General features: G+C 57.0%; 15 protein-coding genes and 5 pseudogenes. 15 read left to right on the top strand and 5 right to left on the bottom strand.

The genetic code is table 11. From position 1 onward, the window contains the following. The first annotated feature begins 65 nt into the window (after positions 1-65). Positions 66-1,163 (top strand): ISAs1 family transposase, encoded by a 1,098-nt coding sequence (locus G6P99_RS38320; protein ID WP_165125884.1) that lies wholly within the window; start codon positions 66-68, stop codon positions 1,161-1,163. Positions 1,164-1,479: 316 nt separating this feature from the next. Here G6P99_RS38320 and G6P99_RS38315 read toward each other — a convergent pair whose 3' ends face one another. The 4 genes and pseudogenes from G6P99_RS38315 to G6P99_RS47810 all read right to left on the bottom strand — a co-directional run. Continuing rightward, entirely contained in the window at positions 1,480-1,806 is a 327-nt protein-coding gene (locus G6P99_RS38315) for a hypothetical protein (RefSeq protein WP_245284928.1), read from the bottom strand. A 543-nt stretch (positions 1,807-2,349) separates the two neighbouring features. Further along, positions 2,350-2,955: a response regulator FixJ gene (gene fixJ / locus G6P99_RS38310; RefSeq protein ID WP_029084970.1), complete on the bottom strand. Its 606-nt coding sequence runs from the start codon at positions 2,953-2,955 to the stop codon at positions 2,350-2,352. A gap of 722 nt (positions 2,956-3,677) precedes the next feature. Continuing rightward, entirely contained in the window at positions 3,678-3,905 is a 228-nt protein-coding gene (locus tag G6P99_RS38305) for a hypothetical protein (protein WP_334261873.1), read from the bottom strand. 1,903 nt (positions 3,906-5,808) lie between these two features. Next, a pseudogene (locus tag G6P99_RS47810) lies at positions 5,809-5,953 on the bottom strand (transcription termination factor Rho); the annotation flags it as partial. 4 nt (positions 5,954-5,957) lie between these two features. On the opposite strand from G6P99_RS47810, the pseudogene G6P99_RS38300 reads away from it, so the two are divergent. Together G6P99_RS38300 and G6P99_RS38295 are read left to right on the top strand one after the other, a co-directional pair. Continuing rightward, positions 5,958-6,285, top strand: a pseudogene (locus G6P99_RS38300) (cbb3-type cytochrome c oxidase subunit I); the annotation flags it as partial. A gap of 344 nt (positions 6,286-6,629) precedes the next feature. Beyond that, positions 6,630-6,815 carry a hypothetical protein gene (locus tag G6P99_RS38295; RefSeq protein WP_175612359.1) on the top strand — a complete coding sequence of 62 codons (186 nt, stop codon included), beginning with the start codon at positions 6,630-6,632 and terminating at the stop codon, positions 6,813-6,815. Positions 6,816-7,960: 1,145 nt separating this feature from the next. On the opposite strand, the gene G6P99_RS38290 is transcribed toward G6P99_RS38295, so the two are convergent. Next, a complete protein-coding gene (locus tag G6P99_RS38290; RefSeq protein WP_205751544.1) occupies positions 7,961-8,455 on the bottom strand; it encodes a MarR family winged helix-turn-helix transcriptional regulator in 495 nt (164 codons plus the stop codon). Positions 8,456-9,589: 1,134 nt separating this feature from the next. Between G6P99_RS38290 and cysD the strand changes: the two are divergent. The 12 genes and pseudogenes from cysD (at position 9,590) to G6P99_RS47805 (ending at position 21,317) form a co-directional block, all read left to right on the top strand. Continuing rightward, positions 9,590-10,490, top strand: a pseudogene (cysD, locus tag G6P99_RS38285) (sulfate adenylyltransferase subunit CysD). Continuing rightward, positions 10,490-12,377, top strand: a pseudogene (cysN, locus tag G6P99_RS38280) (sulfate adenylyltransferase subunit CysN). Before cysD ends, cysN begins: the two co-directional pseudogenes overlap by 1 nt. A 938-nt stretch (positions 12,378-13,315) precedes the next feature. Further along, positions 13,316-13,567, top strand: a complete 252-nt coding sequence (locus G6P99_RS38275; protein ID WP_334261872.1) for a hypothetical protein — start codon at positions 13,316-13,318, stop codon at positions 13,565-13,567. Positions 13,568-13,638: 71 nt separating this feature from the next. Next, positions 13,639-13,920 carry an aminotransferase class V-fold PLP-dependent enzyme gene (locus G6P99_RS38270; protein WP_246709812.1) on the top strand — a complete coding sequence of 94 codons (282 nt, stop codon included), beginning with the start codon at positions 13,639-13,641 and terminating at the stop codon, positions 13,918-13,920. 557 nt (positions 13,921-14,477) lie between these two features. Further along, positions 14,478-15,290 carry a PLP-dependent transferase gene (locus G6P99_RS38265; RefSeq protein WP_245284894.1) on the top strand — a complete coding sequence of 271 codons (813 nt, stop codon included), beginning with the start codon at positions 14,478-14,480 and terminating at the stop codon, positions 15,288-15,290. Then, complete coding sequence (locus G6P99_RS38260) at positions 15,239-15,724, top strand: PLP-dependent transferase (protein WP_246709742.1); 486 nt, start codon at positions 15,239-15,241, stop codon at positions 15,722-15,724. Before G6P99_RS38265 ends, G6P99_RS38260 begins: the two co-directional genes overlap by 52 nt. 31 nt (positions 15,725-15,755) lie before the next feature. Continuing rightward, on the top strand, positions 15,756-16,814 hold the full coding sequence (rtxC, locus tag G6P99_RS38255; protein ID WP_165125881.1) for a dhydrorhizobitoxine desaturase: 1,059 nt from the start codon (positions 15,756-15,758) through the stop codon (positions 16,812-16,814). A gap of 29 nt (positions 16,815-16,843) precedes the next feature. Beyond that, positions 16,844-17,098 (top strand): gamma-glutamyl-gamma-aminobutyrate hydrolase family protein, encoded by a 255-nt coding sequence (locus G6P99_RS38250; RefSeq protein WP_256434735.1) that lies wholly within the window; start codon positions 16,844-16,846, stop codon positions 17,096-17,098. Positions 17,099-17,159: 61 nt separating this feature from the next. Next, positions 17,160-17,630, top strand: coding sequence for a gamma-glutamyl-gamma-aminobutyrate hydrolase family protein (locus tag G6P99_RS38245; protein ID WP_256434746.1), 471 nt, complete (start codon positions 17,160-17,162; stop codon positions 17,628-17,630). Between the two features lie 162 nt (positions 17,631-17,792). Further along, positions 17,793-18,662 (top strand): EamA family transporter, encoded by an 870-nt coding sequence (locus G6P99_RS38240; RefSeq protein WP_246709740.1) that lies wholly within the window; start codon positions 17,793-17,795, stop codon positions 18,660-18,662. Beyond that, positions 18,659-19,945, top strand: a complete 1,287-nt coding sequence (locus tag G6P99_RS38235; protein WP_165125878.1) for an ATP-grasp domain-containing protein — start codon at positions 18,659-18,661, stop codon at positions 19,943-19,945. Before G6P99_RS38240 ends, G6P99_RS38235 begins: the two co-directional genes overlap by 4 nt. After that, a pseudogene (locus G6P99_RS47805) lies at positions 19,945-21,317 on the top strand (glutamine synthetase). Before G6P99_RS38235 ends, G6P99_RS47805 begins: the two are co-directional and overlap by 1 nt. Positions 21,318-21,784: the final 467 nt, after the last annotated feature.

Here is a 21,784-nt window from a genome sequence, read left to right as displayed (position 1 = left end):
CTAGCTATTGCGTTGGAAGGCAAGAAGGATTCTGAAGACGACTCCCGGATTCTGGAGGGAGTCGGATGCGGAAGTTCAGAAGGGCGTTTGGGCGCTTGCCGGACCCGCGCGCAGGCAATGCGAGCCACGAACTGCTGGAAGTTCTGTTCATCGCGCTGGCGGCGGTTCTGTGCGGAGCCGGCAGCTGCGGGGAGATGGAGGAGTTTGGACAGTCCAAGGAAGGCTTGTTGCGCCTCTTCCTGAAGCTGGAGCACGGCATCCCCAGCCACGATACGTTCAGTCGGGTGTTCCGTCTGCTCAAGCCGCAGGCCTTTGAGTTCGCCTTCCGCCGCTTCATGGCGGCGTTTGCCAAGGCCAATGGGCTCAAGCTTACCGGCGTGATTGCGGTCGATGGCAAAGCTCTGCGGCGTGCCTATGAACGCGGCGGACGGGCAACGCCACTGCATCTGGTCAACGTCTTCGCAGTCGAAGCACGCATGGCTCTGGCGCAACAAAAAGCGCCGGGGCGCAACGAGACGGCGGGCGCCTTGGAGGTGCTGGATCTTCTCTCCCTTGAAGACTGCACTGTGACCGCCGATGCCCTGCATTGCCACCGCGGATTTGCTGCAGCGGTGCTTGATCGGGGCGGACATTATGTTCTGACGATCAAGGCGAACCGTGGCCTCTTGTTCAAGGCGGTGACGCAGCAGTTTGCGCGATCGGGGCAGCGCAGCACCGTCCAGCAGACCGACCGCCCGGCCCATGATCGCAGCGAGGCGCGACGTGCGACCGTCATGCGCAACACGACCCTGGCTGAACGCTTCCCCGGCGTGGCGGCCGTGGGCCGCGTCACCTCGCGCCGGCGCCTGCGTGACCAGCGCGCCGATCCGCCGGTCGTACGTTACTATCTGCTGTCCAGATATATCTCTGCCAAGCGGCTGCTTGACGTCACCCGCAGTCACTGGGCCGTTGAGAACCGGCTGCATTGGGTGCTCGACGTCCATTTTGCCGAGGATCGCAACCGCTCCCGCAAGGACCACGCACCGGAGAATCTCGCCATTCTCCGACGCCTTGCCCTCAACATCCTGCGAGCCCACCCCGATCGCAAGTCCATCAACCTCAAGATCAGACGCGCAGGCTGGGACGAGGCCTTTCTCATGCAGGTTCTTAGCCATATGCGATAGCCCTGCCGCTGACCGGGATGCCGGGAGTGAAACGACCTTTGCAGCAAGGCCTGACTTTGCAAGGTACTGCCCCAAATGCTCCTTAGAACTTTCCGCCGGAAGCCTGTTTGGAGCGGCGATCGCGACAATGGTGAGGACGTCAGCTTCGCGCAGCAGCGGCATCGCGTCGTGCAACGCGCGGGCCGCGCGACGGCTGCCGTCCCAGCAAATCCCGATTCGCCTGGCCGAAAACGGGCCGTGGAAGATGCATGGCAGGTACAGAGCGGGTCCGCCGGCTTGGAAAAGCATTCGCTTGGGAATAACGTTATCGTAGCTGTCATAGCCGCCCTGAGGTTGCGTGACGATGCTCATATCGTGGACTCGCGCGCTCGCGCAGATGATCCGGCGCGTCGGCCGGAACCGCACTCAGCGCGCGGCTCACGTAGGAGATACCGGTGTTTCTTGCCTGCAGATCAAAGACATAGAGTGCCGCTTTGGCTCGCTCCAATGCACGCTCCTGTTCGACCTCAAAGACCGAAGTGACGGTCGCCCCGCCGAGCGCAACGAGCGGAGCAATGGTCCTTTCGTACCCGATCGCGACAACATCAAGATGCGCGCCCGTGCTCAATGCGAAGGAAATCGAACCATCTACCGCAGCCCGCACCGGTAGCTCCGTAGGAAGACGGACCAATATATTCCTGAACATTGCCGCTCTCTGGCGTGAAGGACATGCTGGTTGTCGAAGCACAATCCGGGCCGTTTAATTGATCTGCTTCATACGCAGTCGCTGATTTGGTTAGGCACGATTAAACTGGACGTGTAGCTGTCGCGCAATGGCCCGGTGTCAACTAGAGAAAAGCCAGCATGGCATGTGGTCCGTCGGTGATGCCAGCCGCGCAATTGCATCATTCATGCACAGCGATTATGCCGCCGAGACCAGGAAGGGTGATCGAGCAAAAGATTGCGGATGCCGTTCTTAGCCATCACCTGATCGGCATTGTTAGTCGCGGCAAAACAGGTGCTGAATACCAGGATGACAAGCAAGCAACTGAGGTGATGCACGACTCGTTCGGCGCGGTCAACCTGTCCGCCAGTGCGTGCCGAAGGCGTCTTTCTGAGCCCGGTTCGAAGCCTTGCCTCCGAAACTACTGTGCACCATCCGGTGCGCGCAGCCTGAAAAAGCCATTTCGCGCCGTTTGCGATACTGCTAGAGCCCTGAGACGATGGCGATCCGCATCAACTCGGCAATGCTGCGGGCATCGGTCTTGGCCATGAGGTTAGCGCGGTAAACCTCGACTGTCCGGGGGCTGATGCCAAGATCCCGGGCGATCACCTTGTTGATTCTGCCGGCTAATAGTCCGTGCAGGACGTCACGTTCGCGCGCCGAGAGATCTGCGAGGCGGGCGTCCGCCTGCAGTTTTGCTGCGTCACCGATTGGCTTGATCGGCCGCGCGTCCAACGCACTATGGACGGAACGCAATAGCACCTCATCCTCGAACGGCTTCCCGATAAAATCGGCCGCACCCGCCTTCATCGCTTCGACTGCAAGCGATACGTCGCCATGCCCAGTTATCAGGACGACAGGATAGCCGACACGATCGGCCTTGAGTTTGCGCAGCAGTTCGAGGCCACTCATGCCGGGCATGCGGATGTCTGAGATAATACAGTCGACAGGGCCGCTAGCGACCTCATCGAGGCACTGGTTCGCCCTCTCATAGGCTGCTACGCAAAAGCCTTTTACCTCAAGCAGAAGCGCGAGCGAATCCCGCATCGCGGCGTCATCATCGATCACAAGAATGCGCCGCATAATCATGCGTCTTCACCAACCTCCGCAAATGGCGGGGTGAACTGAAAGATCGCACTCCCGCCCGGATTCGTTTCTGCGAGGATGTGGCCGCCATGGGATTCGATGATCGCCCATCCGATTGATAGTCCAACCCCCATACGATGCTCTTAACTCGTGACAAGGGGTTGAAACAGGCGGTCGGGGCTAATGCTGGGGCCGCTACCAGCACGAGTAAACCTGGCCAGGCCGTCTTGGTACCCCCGACGGTCAATTTTCAGCACCAGTAGGGAAGCCATCGTCTCGATTGCCGTTCCCATCAGGTTCAGCGCATCCTGGCGCATTCTCCACTAAGTCCTGCCGCTCGCCATTGGCCGCGAATTCACGTGAGCGCCTGGCGATATCGTCGGCGCGAGGAGGCCTGTCGGGCGGCGTGTTCGAGCGCGTTACCAACGCGATTGACGTCTGGCTTGTCTGATGCCGGCCCGAGCAGGTAGTTTGTAGTGGCGGAGACTGGCTGGTTGATTTCATGGGCGATGGCCGATGCCATCTCACCCATGGTGGTCGGCCGCGAGACGTGCACGAGTTCAGATTAAACCCATGCAGCCGCGGTCCCTCCGTGCCATAGCGATACCGGATGCGGTCGGCATATTTCGCGCCAAGCACACTCATTCGATTCGCTCTACATCGCCTGCGAGAGGGCCACTGAGTGGAAGCGTAGCATTCACGGCATCTAAGTGCTGGATGGCCCGCTATTTCGACCAGATGCGCCAGTGTGTGGGTCGCACAGCGACGTGTTCTCCGGTCTTGGTCTTAATCCAGCCGCCGAAGATCCGGCGGCAAGGAAACACCAGCCGGTGAATGGTATTACCCTCAATCACGGCAATCTCCAGATCCCGATCAAAGGGCGCCGCTTCGATCCGTTCCCACGTCATCTTGTCAGTAGATGCTGTATGGTGTTTATCGCCGCGAATAGACAATTGGGGCAACCTTCTGAACAGTATGGATCAGTTCGCTTGGTCGGTGCGGGAACAGGTTGAGCCAAATATTGGCCGAGCGGCGCGTGATCTCGATCGCTTCGGTTGCCGTCCAGGTCCTATAAGTCATAGTTCGTTGAACCCGTGATGGGACATGATCCGCTCGCTAACTGAATTACGAGGATTAACGCTCCGATACAGCTTCCCGGCTACGATCGAGAAGATCCCGCCCTGCTCAAGACAATGCCGGCTAGTATCGGCCGCTGTCTTGCAGAAATCAGACTGAACTGCTGCCTGCGAAGTCGTGCCAGCGGCGCCACAAGTGTTCCCGTGGTCTTTCATGTCGAACATCCTTCATTGGTGATAAGACTCCTATCACAAATGGGCGAGCGTGAGATGGATGGCCTCAACGCGTCCTTGCGAGCCTGGCGGGCGTGTCCAAGCGAAAATGTGACGCCCCCGGCTTCGCTTGATGCCATGCCGATCGATCTAGCTGCGCTCGGCCCCAATCATTGCGCCGGTCCGCCGGTCGACGAAGTGGGCGCCATCACAAGCAGCGCAGGTTATTGGGGCAGGTCGTCGGCGCCTAGCTCGGAGGCGTCATCCGGCAGCAGTCCTTGAACCCGGTCGCCGGTATTTGAACACGAAAAGATGATGGGCCGCCAAGTCCTTCTGTCTGCCATGTCTCTGACCTTGACCGGAACGTCTTTTCTATCGCTAAGCCGCCGCCGCAGTATTGATGCAGGTCAAAAAAGCCGATGCACGTCGAGAATCGCCAGCGGTGAGCCCGGTGCGAGGAGCACAGCGTCCCTGCAGCAACATTGTATCGGCTTGGTTGATTGGAGCGATTTGCTCGGCCCCGATGCATGTCAAATCCCATGGGCCGCCATCAGCTAAGGCTCTTTCGAGGGATGTGACACACGGTGAGCCAATCTGCACATATCGGTCGTCCTTGGCGGTTCAGAAATCTGCTTAGGCGGTTACGAGCAAGCCTGTCTCGGTCATCTGAGCTAGCTTACTTGAGCTCTCACGACATCGATGCGATCGCGCGTGAGCTTAATCTGTCCACGTCCGCCTTTCGCAGGATGGCTCAAAGTCCGGGTTCTCCTGAACTCTTAAGCAAGCGCCTCGGTTTTTCCGAGAATGCGCTTGCCGCTCGTCATGGTGACGTAATGCGCGATCTGCAGCGGGTGTGCGGCCTGTGTCGGGCTAAGGCCCGCTGCGCCGCCGACGCCGGAAAGGAGAAGTATACAGGTCTCCCGGACGACTGCCCTAACGAACAAACCCTGCGCGCGCTTGGTCGCGAGATCGAGAGCGTCCCCCGGCGCTTTCGCGATTGACCGCGCTCAATCGTTCCAACCGGAAATGTAAGTTCCCAAAAAACCACGACATGATAAACCCACCCCTGCCTGAACTCCACGACAATGGGCGAAGCAGGCCTGGTGTCGGTATTCGCTGCTTCTGCTTATGTTGCGTTTTCACCTGAGCTAGGGGGCGCGATCCCGCATTGAATCCACGCATTGCTGGCTTCCGCCGGCAATCTAGCCGCTGGAGCTGTCATCTCAATCGCTACTATGAACGGCCGGCGGTATAACGGTTCGTCTCCAAATCCTACATCGCCTGCGCATGCAGGGTGCCCTGATTCAGTGGTGGTACGGCCACAACGCCGTCGGGTTCTTCCTGAGCGCTTGTTTCGTTTCGATCATGCACTACTTTATTTCGATGGAGAACTCGGCGCCCGGTCTCCTATCTTCTCCCGAGATCCAATTTGCGCGCTGATCTTGTACATCTGCGGCGGACCGCCATGATCAACAGCCGGCTCTCTCGCGCGCGTAAGACAATCGCCGCACGGACCGGTGCTCCGCATGCTGATGGTCTCGGTCGGCTTTCACGGCAGGCCACATCAGGTCGACGACACCGCCTCGCCCTTCACCGATCGCTGCATATCCGGGACTTCTTCCGGGCGCTCGTCGATCGGAAGCACCATCAGATAGCAGTCAGGATGATTGGCGGTGATGGAAGAACGCGATGTTCTGCATTAGCAACAGTCTGGCTCTGATGGCAATTAAGGTTGTCAATTCGCTCCGTAACTGCACCGATCGGACGGTGAGCTATGTGCACTCCGGAGCGTTGGGCAAGTCGGCTTCGTGTCGTTCGGTGCCTCTATTGTCTGATTGCCTGACTTTGGAATCGTCAGCTGTATAGCCTCAAGCTCTCAACAGGCACTTCTCGATCGGCAAGATGGGGATCGTGTCCCCATCGCCGCACGTGGGTGTTCGGCATCCCATAGGGCCTAATGTGGCGCGCCTACACTTCGCTTGGTTTCCTCGAATACTCGTTCCTCGACTGCGTCGAGGCCATGAATCCCATCTTCATCATCCGTGTACCGGCGGCGCAATGTTCCCGACAGTGCGCTCATCATGCCGACCATTCTTTAGATGAGCTAAATCCAGAACTCTGACCCGCTCCGCGTCGCGGAATAGGTCATCGCATGTCTCTCTGGAACGAGAAAAGATCCTTGAGAAGAACTCGATCATCCGCGAGCTTAAAACAAATAACGAATCTGCCCGATTTATTCAGGCTCATCGCCATTTGGTTGCTCATCGTTCTCCATAGCTTATGACCGACGTTGCATGATGGCGCGAGTTCCTGCGACTGCCTCGTTTTTAACATCGTCGTCCCGAAAAAACTATGTTACAAGCCGCCCTCTCAAAAGGAGCATTAGTCGTGAAAAAAGCAAGCAAGAAACGCGTTAAGCGGCGCGAGTGGACCAAGGCGGATATCAAAGAGCTCAAGGTTCATTCGAAGGCTCGGACTCCGGTCATAAAAATATCAAAAATGACCAAACGCAGCGTCGGTGCGCTACGCCAAAAGGCCCTCAATCTCGGAATCGGGCTCGGGCATCAGCGATAGCTTACTAAGCAGCGCGCTAAGTTGCACAATAGGGCGGCTTGTGGGCCGCCCTTTATGGCCACTGGAGTTGGTCGCAATTCGCCTTACAGATTGCTGTGGATGATCTACCAATCCCAATTCTGGTACATTCGGTGCAAAGCTGCCGTCCACACGCGGAGAATTTTTCGGTCTGGATGACTCTCCACCGCAGGGGGGCGATTACGAGCGGTAGTGAGGCGTCAAATCCGGTGAACGCAGGGAGATACAGCTTGCAGAGTTCTGGCGCGGCGCGGCGACAGTCTGATCTGCCTGTCGATGTATTCTCGCGCAGGCCCGTTTAGCCATCAACTGTGATGAGCCGAGGATCTCAGCCGTCTGATCGCAGGAAAACCTCTCGTTCAAGACACCAACGATGGCTTGCCTCGAGGCCGACCGCCGGGACGAGACGCGAATGCGTTGTGCTCCTGGGCCTTGTCATAGATGGGAAGTAGGCTTCAGATCGGCACACGCAGCCAACGGGTTTTGTAAGCTACCAGGATGGATGATCAGAGTAGAGGAATGAGTGCTTTGGTACTGCCGGATGGCCCGTCTCTGCGGCGAAGGGGTTCAGTGTCTCGTCATCTTTGGTGAAAAGGTTCTTGAGCGACGCGTCGTGGCCCGCGTCTGATTAAAACCCGCAGCGGACGACATCCAGCTTTCTTCTGATCCTGGCAGGCATTGAGATGTATGCGGAGGCGCCGGCGAAATTGCTCGACACGGTCAGGCTTAACTCGGCACCTTGCTCTGAGTCACTGCGATCGGCTCCGTCGGCTGTGCGTTATAGCGCGAGAATAGACGATCGAAAAGTTGGACGCGACTCGGTTGCCCTGGACTCACAGCTCTGGTCAAAAGAAAGCAACCCTGAGGTTCGTACCTTGAAGATATCGATAGATTAAAGTTTACGCGCAAGGGGCAGCTGCCGAGCCTGTTTGTTAGCTTGAGCTGCAAAATTATACGGTGCGGTCAGCAGCAATAAAAAAGGCGCTCTGTTAGCTTGATAGCTGGCGGCGGTCCGGCTACGTCCTGAACCCGTCATTACCTGCGCGCCTTCGGCCGTGTGAACGGACCACACCCACCTTCGCCCGCGCTGCCTCAAGAAAAAATCAAAGGTGGGAAAGTCGACATGGCTAGCCATCTTCGTTTCTGACGATTGTACGTTTGGTTCTCAGAACGCCGGAGCGGCTCTGATGGCAAGCCTTCTCTAGGCTATGCCTCAATGTAGCCAGCCCGCCAATAAACTCGCTTGATACCTTAAGGCCCAATTCATCAAGAGCGAGCTCATCCAGTGCTTGCTGTCGTGGCACCAGAGTTGCGAGATGTTCACGAGTGTTGGCCGTCAACGAGATCTGCACGACCCGAGCATCGTTTGCGGAGGAGGACTTACGCCGCAGAAATCCGCCCTTCTCTGGCACCTTTGAGTGGGTCGTGACGAAGGAAGGATCAACGTGCATCAACTTTGACACCACATTGACGGGCACACCATTTTCTTTGCCCAAATAGGCCACCGCCATCAGGAACATCCACTGTGGCCCGGTGATGCCAAGCACATTGGCGCGGAATTTGGCAAGCTCTTCGAGACACGCACTGATCGATCTGATTTCCCACATGAACGGCCAGACCATCTCCTGTCCGTCGGTAGAGAAACTGTCGAGCGTGGTTGCTCGACTAAGAAACTCCGGCGGCCCATAGCTTAGATTTCTATCCTTCACCGGCCTCCCTTAGCGCGGATTGGAAATTGGAGCAACGCTGAAAGATTATGTAAATCAGTTGCTTGGTACGATTCGGACGGGCGTGGACCTTGCTGAATTATAAGCCGGGCGACGCTGTTCTGACGTGCGCCCCCCTTGTCTAGACGGACCAGCGGCGGCCTCCACGGGTAGTTGGGTCGCGATCGATGAAGAGCTGGCGAAATTGGCAGTCCCAGCCAAGTGATGGTCTGTTTCTTTTCCCACTCGTCGACCTCTCTGCTCCTTGCCGAATTTCACTGATGCTTGCCGATCATATGCGAGGTGCATGTCGCATTTACATTTTCAATGGTTAAGCAAACAGCATCGTATCGATTGGATGCAACAATGTCCCATGTGCCGTCTGGTTACCTCTTAAAGTTCCCACCCTGTTTGCATCTTTCCATATGCGCGGCCGATCGTCGTTCAATCGCGCTGGTCCCTTGACTTCGTCTCAGCTGCTGAGCAATCGGGGAGCAACTCAATGCTTCTGGGATCCCCCAATCGATCGAACTGAACAGCAATCTCAGAGAACTTTCGCTCCGCGTCCGATATCGATAGTGCGGAGAGGCGCAAACACCTAGCGGGCATCGAAGTTGAGGAGAATTTTCCGGTCGGCGAATTCACTGGTGGCTCTGCTGTACGGGGCAATCTTGCGCAGAAGCTTATGGGGTAGGGGGCTGGATGCATTCAGAAGCCTGACGCATCTATCGAGAAGCTCTTGGGTGATGTCGTGCGGCTTGAGCAGCTCTTCAAAATACCTTAGGGTGATCTGGATACTTGCGATCAAAATACGCTGGCTGATCTAGCCAAGATGCTTAGCCCACACGGGCTGATTGCACCCCGATCACGTGTGAGGCGGACTGCGGTGAATGCGATAGGATGCCGGGTATGCATGTCTGCTGCCTCAAGCAGTGTTTGACCTGATCGACGAGCCCTTCGCCTTGGCGAGCCGTTTGCGCCGCTTGCATTCCTCATCCGGGCTCGAGCCATGAAACGGCGATCACAAAGATCTTGCACCGAAAAGAACACATGCTGCCGAAACATCTACGCCGCCTCGAATCCGAATCGATCGAAATTATGCGTGACGTGGTCGCCGAGTTCAAAAGACCGGTGATGCTTTACTCGATCGGTAAAGACTCGAGCGCGATGCTGCACATCGCGATCAAGGCATTCTATCCCGCAAAGTTGCCTTTCCCCCTGCTTCACGTGGACACGACTTGGAAGTTCCACGAGATGATTAGCTTCCGGGATGAGACAGCCAAGCGGCTCGGCCTCCAGCTGATCGTCCACATAAATAAAGGAGGGCGTCGCGCGCGGGGGCAATCCGGTCGACGCCGGCTCTGCGCTTCATACCCAGGTGATGAAGACCGACGCGCTGAAGCAGGCGCTCGACCTCCACGAATTTGATGCTGCCTTTGGTGGAGCGCGGCGCGACGAGGAAAAGAGCCGCGCAAAAGAAAGGATACTCTCGTTCCGTTCCGCGGGACACGTATCGGACCCGCGTAACCAGCGGCCGGAGCTCTGGAACCTGTTCAACACACGGATCCGCCGGGGCGAAACCATGCGCGTTTTTGCGATGTCAAACTGGACCGAAATCGATGTGTGGGAATACATCATGCTCGAGAAGATCCCGGTTGTCCCGCTCTACTTCGCAAGGCAAAGGCCGATCGTGCGTCGAAATGGCGCGATGATCATGATCGATGACAAGCGGTTGCCGCTTGACTCCGACGAAGTTCCGGAAATGCGGATGATCCGTTTCCGTACGCTTGGATGTTATCCTTTGAGCGGGGCTATTGAGTCCGGTGCAGCGACGATCGAAGATATCGTCGCGGAACTGCGGACCGCGAGGCTGTCGGAGCGCCAGGGACGCCTGATTGATACCGATGAAACCGGTTCGATGGAGAAGAAGAAGCGGGAAGGCTACTTTTGATGCTTGCCAAGCCGATAGTGGAACCGTTCCAACCCAAGTCAAAGGATCAGTTGCGATTCATCACATGTGGTTCAGTGGACGACGGGAAGTCGACCCTGATCGGCCGCCTGCTGCACGATAGCAAGTTGATTTACGAGGATCAGTGGACGGCGCTTGAACGGGACAGTGCCAAGCACGGCACCTCCGGCCGCGACGTCGATTTCGCGTTGCTCGTCGACGGGCTTGAAGCCGAACGCGAGCAGGGCATCACGATCGATGTGGCTCATCGCTTCTTTGCGACAGAGCGGCGCTCGTTCATGGTGGCCGACACGCCCGGCCACGAACAGTACACCCGCAACATGGCCACCGGCGCCTCCAACGCTCAACTCGCGGTCATCCTGATCGATGCACGCAAGGGCGTGCTGGTCCAAACCAAGCGCCACTCCTTCATCTGTTCGCTGCTTGGTATTCGGCATCTCGTCCTGGCCGTGAACAAGATTGACCTCGTTAGCTACAAAAAAGAGATCTTTGACCGGATCTTCGCAGACTATGTGGCGTTTGCTGCCGATCTTGGCTTTGCCTCGATCGTTCCGATTCCGATCTCCGCCCGGTACGGCGACAATGTCGTCGATCGCTCCTGTAATACTCAGTGGCATGATGGCCCATGCCTGCTCGGTCACCTTGAGAGCATTGACATCGGCTCCGACAGCGCGGGCCAGGCGTTCCGCTTTCCTGTCCAGTGGGTGAACCGGCCGAATATGGATTTCCGCGGTTATGCCGGGTCCGTGGCTTCGGGGAGCATTTCTGTGGGAGACGATATCGTTGTCGCCACATCCGGGCGGATCGCGCGAATCAAGCGGATCGTGACTCGGGACGGCGATCTCGCTTGCGCTGAGTCCGGCGACGCCATCACGATTGCGCTTGAAGACGAGATCGATGTCCGCCGTGGCGATCTCCTGGCACGACCGACCGAGCGGCCGCAGGTCGCCGACAAGTTCGCCGCTCATCTGATCTGGATGGATGAGGACCCGCTTATTGTCGGACGCAACTACATTCTGCGCATCGGGACGCAGACCACAGCCGCTTACATTACCGCAATCAAGCACGAGATCGACGTCAATACGCGTGAGCATCAGGCAGCTAGGACGCTGAGTCTCAATGAGATCGGCTTTTGCAATGTCTCAACGGCACTGCCCGCGGCGTTCGATCCTTACGAAGTGAATCGCAAGACCGGATCATTCATCCTCATCGACCGTTATACCAATCGTACGGTCGCAGCCGGCATGATCGCATCTCCATTGCGACGGGCTGCAAACGTCGCCTGGCAACCCCTTGACGTGGGAAGGAAGGAGCGGGGCCGCCCTCAAGAACCAGAAGCCTTGCATTATCTGGTTCACCGGCCTGTCCGGCGCGGGAAAGTCGACGATTGCCAATATCGTCGATCAGAAGTTGTTTGCAATGTCGCGGCATGCCATCTTGCTGGATGGGGACAACGTCCGGCACGGACTAAATGTGGACCTCGGTTTCTCCGATGTCGACCGCGCGGAGAACATTCGGCGTGTCGGAGAAGTTGCCAAGTTGATGGCGGACAGCGGCTTGATCGTGATCTGCTCGTTTATCTCGCCTTACAGGGCGGATCGAGACCTGGTGCGCAACTTGGTAGGTGGGGAGGAGTTCATCGAAGTCTTTGTCGACACGCCGATCGAAGAATGCACGCGGCGCGATCCCAAAGGTCTCTATTCAAGAGTGAAGTACGGTAAGATCAAGAGCTTCACCGGCATCGATGCGTCCTACGAAGCCCCCATAAGACCCGAAATTCATCTCAGGACCATGGAGCAAACGCCTGAGCAGTCAGCGGAAGTTGTGGTCGGTGCCTTGATAGCGCGCGCAATCCTTGGCGGTTCGTAGCGCAGAACCTGACACTGCGCATCGCACGATAGATTTTGTAGGAGATGAGCTCACCAGTCTGCTGGCTGGCCAAGGCGACTCGGGTTAAGCAGGGGCATCGATCCGAATTGTCCTCTAAAGGAACAAAATGGTCGCACCCGCTCGTCGATTGCCCGCTTCTGGTTACGTGCGCGAAGTCGACGGTCAGTTCAAAACCGAATTCGCGACCAGAGATGGAGCTTGGGCAGGAGCGGAGGAGCTCAAGAAACGCCGTCCCATGCTCCAGGTCAGAGTCTACGACGCAATGATAAAGGACCACCGCGCGGCGTCGCGGTCAGGCAATCTCGTTGCTCAAGCGCTTCAAGGTCTTCTACACACTGATCAGCGCGAAGATCCGCCTGCAGAAACCCGGTATTCCGGCCTGGTTTCGGCAAGGATCGCGCATGAAGCGAGAGGATCAGCCAACTTCACTTGTCTGCAGGCATCGAGCTAGCAGGCGAAACGCCGACCATCCTGTTGTCGCCCTAAGGACTTGCAGCCAACTCGCTGGAATCCTCAAACTCTGCCGCTGCGTCGGTTTTTAGCTGCCACTAAAGATGCGTGTCAGGAAAAATTCACGCGACAAAACCTCGGAGAGGGTTGAAACGGACCTGGCGTCAAGTTGTACGATCTTGAGATAGGCGGCTTAGGTCCCCAACGTCCCAAATTCTCAAGGAGCGCCGGTGTGCGAATGTCTCAAGTCACAAGCTCACGTAGAATGAGTCCCGTTGGTGATCGCGCGCGGATACAGATGCACGCATGGCGTATTTTATGAGTGCCGTTGGCGTCGTCGAACTTCCCAGGCGGCCGTCAAGCTTGAGCTCCGTTGACCAACACAACTTAAGGAGGTTTGTGTGACAAGACAGCGATCTCTGCTGACGCCTGGTCCATTGTCGCTGTCGGAAGCGGTGAAGAGCCAGATGCAGCTTGATCTAGCATCGCGCGATTGCGAGTTCAAGGACGTGACCACCCGCATGAGGTGGCTGATGCTCAATCTGCTGGGGAATGCCGAGGACTACTCGGTGGTCCCTATTCAGGGAGGCCGCTCCTTTGCAATGGAGGCCGCTCTGTCTTCATTTGTGTCCCAGGCCGACAAGCCGCTCGTTTGCATAAGCGGCATCTACGGCGAGCGCATTCTTAAAATTCTGCGCTCTGGGGCATCGAAGCGCTGAAGCTTGTCAAGCGAGCTACCGAGCCGTTGGACCCTCAGCAGGTTGCCGAACATCTGAGCCGAAATCCCGGCGTGACGCACTTATGTCTTGTGCATTGCGAGACGACGACGGGGATCGTTAATCCGCTGGAACAGATCGTCGAGGAGGCGAGACGACGCGGTGTACAGACCATCGTCGGCTGCATGAGCTCCTTCGGTGCGATTAACATTGACCTAAACGGCGATGGGCCTGACGTCCTGGTGACGTCAAGCAACAAGTGCATAGAAGGGCCGCCGGGAGTCGCTTTTGTCATCGCGTCTCGCGTGCTGCTGGAGAATGCGGCCAGGAGCCGAGGTCATTTGTGCTTGACGTGAGGGACCAATGGCTCTCGCTCGAGCGCACAGGCGAGTGGCGGTCGACTCCCCCGACCCACATCGTTCAGGCAACCACGAAGGCGTTGGAGATTTTGGACGGGGAAGGTGTTCATGTCAGACGGCGTAGGTACGAGAAAGTAAGGGACGATCTCGTCAAGCAACTCGAAGGAGTGGTGTCTCCGCTGCTGTCTGCGGACTTGCGGTCGCCGGTTTGCGTCGCGTTCAATGCGCCTTCCGGAATCGCGGATCAAGCCGGATTCGACGGGCTATATCGTCACTTGGCGGCCCATAACCTTTATGTCTACGCCAAGCTGCACCTTGCGACGCGGAGTTTTCGGGTCGGTTGTATTGGGGAAATTCAATCCAGTTGGATCGAGCGGTTGGGGTGCGCTTTTCGTACATATTTCCGGTCCGCTCAGGCTCCGTCAGCAGGGCCGATGTTAGCCCCGCAGACTTGCGGGACTCGCGTCGAGGTGTCACCTCCAGGCGCAAGGACCTCGCAGCTCTCATTTTCGGCCGAAACGGCTGTCTTGCACGCGGGCTATCGACGCGACCCGGTGACGAAAGCCGTTGCAGTGCCGATTTACCAGAACACGGCTTATGAACTCGACGGCGACCTAAATCACATTGCTGACGTGTACAACGTAAAGGCTGATGGGTTCACCTATACCAGGATCATCAATCCGACGACCCGCGCGCTGGAAAGGAGGTACGCGGCCGTCGATATGGGAAGCGACTCCCTCGCCGTTGCATCAGGTCAAGCGGCGACGTTCCTCGCTATCGTCAACTTGTCAAGTGGCGAAGTGGGGGACAATGTCGTCGCATCTCCGTATCTATATGGCAATATTTGGAATCTGCTCCACAACACATTGAAGCGTCTCGGCATCAGCGTTAGGACGGCAGATCCTCGAAGGCCCGAGACATTTGAACGCGCCATCGATGATCGCACGATATGTCTGTTCGGAGAGGTGATTTCAAATCCTTGTTTGATCCCGCTTCCAGTCAAACGGCTGGCGGAGATCGGCCGAAAGTACGGCGTTCCCCTGGTCGTGGACAATACGACGACGCCACTGGTATGCCGGCCGTCAGCTCTCGGCACTGCGATTACAACGTACTCCGCGACGAAATATATCTGCGGTCATGGCACGACGCTCGGCGGGCTCATCGTTGACAACGGTGAATTCAGCTACCAGGCAGCCTCTCGTTTTCCGTTGTTCAACAGTCCTGATGATGCGCATGGCGGGATTATCTGGCGCAACGCGCTGCGCGATGTCGATGATCTAGGAAAGAGTGAGTTTCTCCTAAAGGCCCGCATGACTTGGTTGCGCGATACTGGCGCGGCCATCGCCCCTTTGCCAGCTTTCAACTGATCCAAGGGCTTGAAACGCTGCCGCTTCGCATGAAGCAGCACTGCGCAAACGCCAGGATCTTGGCCGAGGTTCTTAACGAGCATCCAAAAGTGCGCCGTGTCTTCTACCCGGGGCTCTTTGAAGGAGCGGATCGGGAAACCGTCGACCAGACACTCAACGCCGCATACGGACACGGGGCTATGGTCATGTTCGAGGTGGAGGACGAAGAGGCAGGGCGCAAGTTCATCCAGAACGTCGGCTTGATGTATCACGTTTCGAATGTGGGAGATGCACGTACGCTCGTGACGCATCCGGTTTCTACGACCCACACCACCGTCCCACGGGAAAAACGCGAGGCCGCCGGCATCTTTGGCGGCTCGATCCGACTTTGCGTCGGTATCGAAGATGTCGACGATATCGTGCGCGATCTGGACAAGGCGCTTTCCGCAATCTGACAACCTGCAAGGCAATCAGGAAGAGGTTCTCATGAATCAGGCAGAAGCTTGGAAACTGAGGTCATCACGCTATGAGGCCGTGCAATTCAGCGGCGAGATCAATAAGCAACTCTCCAAGCTGAGGCCCGACAATATAACGGGAGCCGCCTATATTACCAAAGATTGCGCTGTAATTGCAGCTTGCGCGCTCGCGACGGTGTGCGTGTCATGGTGGCTCTATCCGGTCGCAGTTCTTCTGATCGGCGCCTACCAGCGCGGATTGACAACAATCGCTCACGATGCGGCTCACCGCACGCTCGCAAAGAACACGACGTGGAATTACCTACTCGGGATCCTATTCGCTGCCTATCCGTTGTTTCAGCGCCACTGGGCCTACCGGATTTCACACGTCTATTTGCATCACCCGTATCTGGGCGATCCCGACAAGGATCCCGACCTGAAGTTCTTCCTGGCCAGCGGCGTTTACAAGGTGCAGCCTCCGGAGCGCTACGCTTTCAACATCATCTGGAAGCCGATATTCGGCGGCGCGACAATCGCATATCTGAAATATCTCTGGACCAATCGGTTTGCGATAGCAGATGTCGAGGACCAGAGCCGGTCAGGCATGCTCGTGGACAAGTACGGCTTCTATCTGTTCTGGATCAGCATACTGGCCGGATCATATGCTCTTGGGCTGCTCCATATCGTCGTCCTGTTCTGGATTGTGCCCTATCTCACCACGTTTCAGGTCCTCGGCTGGTTTATCGAGCTCGCCGAGCACTCATCAATGTGCGAAACCGAGACGCAGAACGTCTATCTAACGAGGAATCGGAAAGGAAGCTTCCTCGAGCGGGCGATTTTTGGGCAGAATCTCGATGAGTACCATCTTGAGCATCACCTTTCGCCAGGTATCCCGTTTTGGCTGTTGCACAAAGCGCGAAAAATTCGAATGCAGGATCCGGACTACGCGAAAGTTGCCGCAAGCTGGGGAGGGCTCTTTGTCAGGGGACCTCAGGGCCAACCTAGCGTCATAACTCAGTTGAAGGAGCGAAATCGACGCCTCTATGAGCAGTCGCTGGCCGGTTCCCGCACGACGGGGCAATTGGCGTGACATTGCCAGGTCCAGACAACGCGCGAGCCGTGGTCGGCGTCACGTCGAACCGTGTCTTGATCGATGGTGTTCATCGCGACTGGTTGCGGCGCAAGTATGTGCAGGCGCTCCTTCATCATGCGGGGGTGGCGTGCATCATACTGCACACGATCGATGCAGAGGATGCGAGGGGCGGCTCCGCCCTGGCGATCATGCGCAGGCTTGACGGTCTGGTGTTGACAGGAGACGAGTCAAATATCGATCCTGACGTCCTGAAGGCGCCTTCGGTCATCGACAGGGGATGACCAGCAGGATGTTGAGGGCGGGACTCTTGACCGCCCTCGCGACAGGCTCTTTGCGGTAGCCATTGAGAACGCCACTGCGCTCGGAATGCCGATGCTAGGCATCTGCCGTGGACTTCAGGAACTCAACGTTTATTTCGGCGGCACACTCCGGCCATCGCTAGCGGCGTGGAGGCCCGAGAGTGGCCAGATGCATGCCGAGAAACCAGATCGTCCAAGGGACCGCCAGTACGATGCCGCACACAGCGTGAGAATATGTTCTGACGGTGCGCTGTTTCCGATCGCGCGCGCCGTCGCAGCGCAAGTTAACTCCCTGCACAATCAAGGCATAGAGACACTTGCCGCCGCGCTAAAGCGCGAGGCGTGGGCGCCTGACGGCCTGGTCGAGGCAGCTTCAGTCATTGGCGCGCCGACAATGCAAATCGGAGTGCAATGGCATCCCGAATGGCACGTAGCAACCGATCTCCTCAGCCAGCAATTGTTCGCGGCATTTGGAGCGGCGTGTGCTGCCTATCGCCAAACAAAGAAGCAATAGAGGCGGATGGTGACATTTCAATCGAAGCGCGGTCCGTTAAGGTCGAAAGGAGAGGCGCTCGGGACTGATGCGCGAGCATGGTTCTGGGGGCGTGCTGCAGCATTCCATGGGCAGAACAAGAGCGGGCGATCGGCAAGTCGCTTCGCTCTAGGAGTTCTCTTTGTGGCGCTTTATGTCGTCGTGAGCGCCGCAGGGGAGGTTTATGCCGCGTCGTATTTTCAGCAGGCAGACGTGTTCGTCGCTCTGCTGCTGTCCTTTGCTGCGGTTTGTCTAATGTTCAATCTCCTAGCTCGCCACGAGGGAGGCGAGGCGCGGCTGACGAAGCGCTCGCTCCTGGTTCTTGTCTCGCTCAATGTCGTGACCGCGATAAGCTGGATCGGCTTGTTCATCGGTCTCAAATATGCAGAACCGGCGATCGTCGTCGCGTTCATGGTGGCGTTAGGGCCCACAGCAACAGTGTGGTTAAATGCACTGATCAGGCGACAGGGCGTCCCTCCAGCATCCGATGTTGTCGTGAGCGTTACGATCGCGGCGATTGGATGCTACATGATTTGGATCTCGGCTAGCGGCAACGCGGGCATGGAGTGGGGGACTCGATCGTCCTTTGGCATCGTCTTGGCAATCGTGGCCGGTCTATCGCTGGCCCTCACAAATATTCTCGTCAAGTTGCTCTTCGACCGTGGGTTTTCTGTACGGCAAGTGCTGGCCCATCGGTTTAACGCAACCATTCTGCTGCTGCTGGGACTGGTTGACTATTCCTCTCTCGTGCTTGAGATCTCGCAGCATTGGCTTGCAATCGCAACGATTGGGCTGTCGACGATCATCGTTCCTTTGCTCTTGATCCAAGCGGGCATTCGCGGCGTAGAGCCCTTCACAATCAACATGGTCCTGTCCACGGCTCCTATCATCACCTTTCTGTTCCAGTACTTCGATTCTCGCATCGTGCCTTCCTCACATACGTTCGTTGGAAATGTTCTCATTACGGCTGTCGCCTCGGGCAACATCTACTTGCAGTATCGGAGATCCGCATGAAGGAACGCAGTTGCGTAATCGTGGACGCATACTCGACCGGTCGATACCTACCGGAGGAGTTTGAGCGTTATGAAATTGGAACGGTGCACGTGATGTCTGCTGCGCAAATTCCTGCGATCTTTCAACCGCATTTCAATGCAGATCTGTATGATGAAGTCATTCGTCCGCCCGAGCAAATGTCTAATGAGGAAATCGTTGAATTTCATGCTCAGGTCCTCCGCGGCAGGAAGCTGGAGTTTGTTATCGCGGGGTGCGAAACCGGTGTTGAGCTCGCCGACTCGCTGTCGGAGCGGCTAGGGTTACCTTCAAATGGGACGGCGCTGTCAGCCGCCCGACGTGACAAGGCGCGTTTGTCTGACGCGCTGGGCGCTGCAGGCGTGCGATCGATCAGGCAGGTCGTGTCCAATAATGCTGAAGAGGTCACAAACTGGAAGCATCGCGCGGATTTCGATGAAATCGTGGTCAAGCCTCTGAACAGTACGGGTACCGAGGATGTGTTCTTTTGCTCGACTGACGCCGATATTCGGAGAGCTGTAGGCGCAATTGTCGGGAAGACGAACCGTACAGGAGCGTTCAATCATTTTGCGCTTGGACAGGAGAAGATAAACGGCCAGCAGTACACCGTAAATGCGGTCTCGATCGACGGCGAAGCCTTCGTTACCGAGGCCTGGACCTATGACACCGTTCCTATTGAGGGGGCGTCGTCGGTTTGCTCGGTGGAGCGGTTGTTGGGGGGCAGGGAACCGATTGTTCATGAACTGTCCGACTACTTGGTGCGCGCTTTGCAGGCGCTTCAGATTGTCGACGGACCTGCTCATGCCGAGATCATCGTCGACCATCGGGGACCGGTTTTGGTGGACTTCGGAGCGAGGCTTCAAGGAACCATGTCGGCAAAAGCACGAACAATGGCGTTGGGTCATAACCATATGGCGCTGACGGCGTGGCGCTACGCAGATCCCCAAGGCTTTGCTGCGTATATGAGGCGGCGTGGGGCTTACAAACGGCAGGCTCATGCACTGTGCGTCTCGCTGATTTCCGACACGGCCGGTGTTGTTAGCGGCTATTCGGGTCTGGAAACGATTCGCAAGCTCCCGAGCTTCGCTGATGCCATTGGCTTCGTTCCGATGGGCCAAAACCCGGTTCCGACGGTCGACTTAGCATCGACACCGGGAATTGTTTATCTGGTGAATAACGAATTGAATCAGCTTGAGGATGATTATCGCAAGTTGCGAGCGATGCGGATGGACCACGTGTTTGATTTGATGACGCAGGATCGCAACTGATGTTAACCGATGCTATTGGGGTGAATCCAACCCACGCGACAATGATCGGTGTGAGTGATTTTGATGGCGTCCTGCGGGGCAAACACATCTTACAGGAAGATGTCTCGGATCGAGACGGAGTCATCAAGTTCTCTGAAGCGGTGCTCGCCTGGGATTGTTCGGACCGAGTGATACCAGCCGGCTTCACGCAGAAGCCTCTGTCGGCGTTCGGAGACGCCGATCTGCGTATACTGTCCAGCACCGGACGTGCTGTGTCTTATGTCGGGGATCAACGCCTCTACCTCGCCGAGTTTACGGGCGCGCATGAGGGTATTTGCCCGCGTGGCGTTCTGCGCAAGTTCCTTCGAAGGGCTGCTAACCATGGATACAGCTGCGCTGCCGGGTTCGAGTTTGAATTTATGCTGTTCAAGGAGAACGCAGACACGATAGAAGAGAAGCCCTTTGACAAATGGGTTCCGTTAACGAGTGGTCCATTCGGTTACTCGATTGCGCGCTCTGTCGCACACCAGGAGCTGTTCGGTGAGATCTTGGTGCTTTGTGACAAGGCCAGAATACCTCTTATCGGGCTGCACTTTGAAACGGGGCCTGGCGTCATTGAAGCGTCACTTCATGATTGTGATGCGCTGGAGGCCGCGGATCGAGCAATCGTACTCAAATCGTGATAAAGGCGTGGGCGCAAACGCGGGGCATGATGGCCACTTTCATGGCCAAGGTTTCTGAGAAATGGCCCGGCCAGTCCGGACATATTCACATCTCAGTTGCGTCCGACGGTGACAATGCGTTCTACGACCGCGACAGGTTCCGCGGTATCTCAAAACAGATGAGTCAATTCATTGGCGGACAGCTGAAATACATGAGTGATTTCTGTGTGCTCGCCGCGCCGAACTTCAATAGCTACAAGCGGTTGGTGCCCGGCTGCTGGGCTCCAACCTGTCCAAGCTGGGGAGTTGACAACCGTTCCTGTGCGGTACGGGTCATTCCGGGAGACCCGTCTGCTCATCGCCTAGAGTACAGGCTGACAGGCGCGGACATGAACCCATATCTCGCGCTCCGTGCGCGATCGGTTCAGGCATTCTGGGAATCGAAGAAGATGCTGCATTGCCGGCTTCGATCGTCGGTGATGCAAGCGAGAAGACCTGCCATACTTCCGCTAGACTTCCGCAAAGCTTATCAGAGGCGACATACCGATTTGCACGGTCTCCAGTCGCCAGGGATGTCTTTGGAGACAGGTTTGTTGAAGCCTTTTCTTGCTCGCGCCGTTGGGAATGGGAATCCGTTCAACATCGTGTTACCGACTTTGAACGTCAGCGGTACTTCGAGATCACCTAGCGTAAGCTCCATGCTGCTCCAATGGTTCGTGATGTCGGCTTGACCTCGGATCCTTGGTCAGGATGCACAAGCGCCTTGCAAGCCCGCTGGCCCGAGCGTATCGGCGATCGGCATCACCAACCGCACGTTTCCGGCTGTTCGATCGGCCATTCTGTTCGAGTTCGTCAGCTCCTCGAAAGCGAACCTTCTTACCATTCGAACCTCGGCTCAAGAGGTCGATGCTGCCTATAACCGAACGTCGCGAATCTGGGATGTCCGCTCGGCAAATAGGCTACCGGCGAGAGCTTTATGGTCTTCAGTTGGATAAGCGGTGCTGGCTCGCCAGGAATTCGAACGGAGTACGCCGGCAGAGAGGAGGACAAAAATCTATTCAAGCAGGCCGTGAGCGCCACCAGAACAAACCATGCGGAGATGAAAGCGACGATTGAGCTGACGCGCAAGCGGGTCGGCTGCAAAGGTCGCCGACACAACACGTGCGTCATCGACGCAATGGTGTAAGTCGGGTCATCA

The sequence above is a fragment of the Bradyrhizobium sp. 6(2017) genome, assembly GCF_011058295.2.
GTDB classification, from domain to species: domain Bacteria; phylum Pseudomonadota; class Alphaproteobacteria; order Rhizobiales; family Xanthobacteraceae; genus Bradyrhizobium; species Bradyrhizobium septentrionale.
The sequence above is the reverse complement of the archived record's forward strand: the minus strand, read 5'-3'. Positions and strand labels throughout refer to the sequence as shown.

Bases quoted from the DNA above. Each gene is read 5' to 3' on its own strand.
- G6P99_RS38275 (WP_334261872.1), top strand. From the start codon at position 13,316: ATGCAGCTTGATCTAGCATCGCGCGATTGCGAGTTCAAGGACGTGACC.
- fixJ (WP_029084970.1), bottom strand. From the start codon at position 2,955: ATGATTATGCGGCGCATTCTTGTGATCGATGATGACGCCGCGATGCGG.
- G6P99_RS38320 (WP_165125884.1), top strand. From the start codon at position 66: ATGCGGAAGTTCAGAAGGGCGTTTGGGCGCTTGCCGGACCCGCGCGCA.
- G6P99_RS38235 (WP_165125878.1), top strand. From the start codon at position 18,659: ATGAAGGAACGCAGTTGCGTAATCGTGGACGCATACTCGACCGGTCGA.
- rtxC (WP_165125881.1), top strand. From the start codon at position 15,756: ATGAATCAGGCAGAAGCTTGGAAACTGAGGTCATCACGCTATGAGGCC.
- G6P99_RS38290 (WP_205751544.1), bottom strand. From the start codon at position 8,455: ATGGTCTGGCCGTTCATGTGGGAAATCAGATCGATCAGTGCGTGTCTC.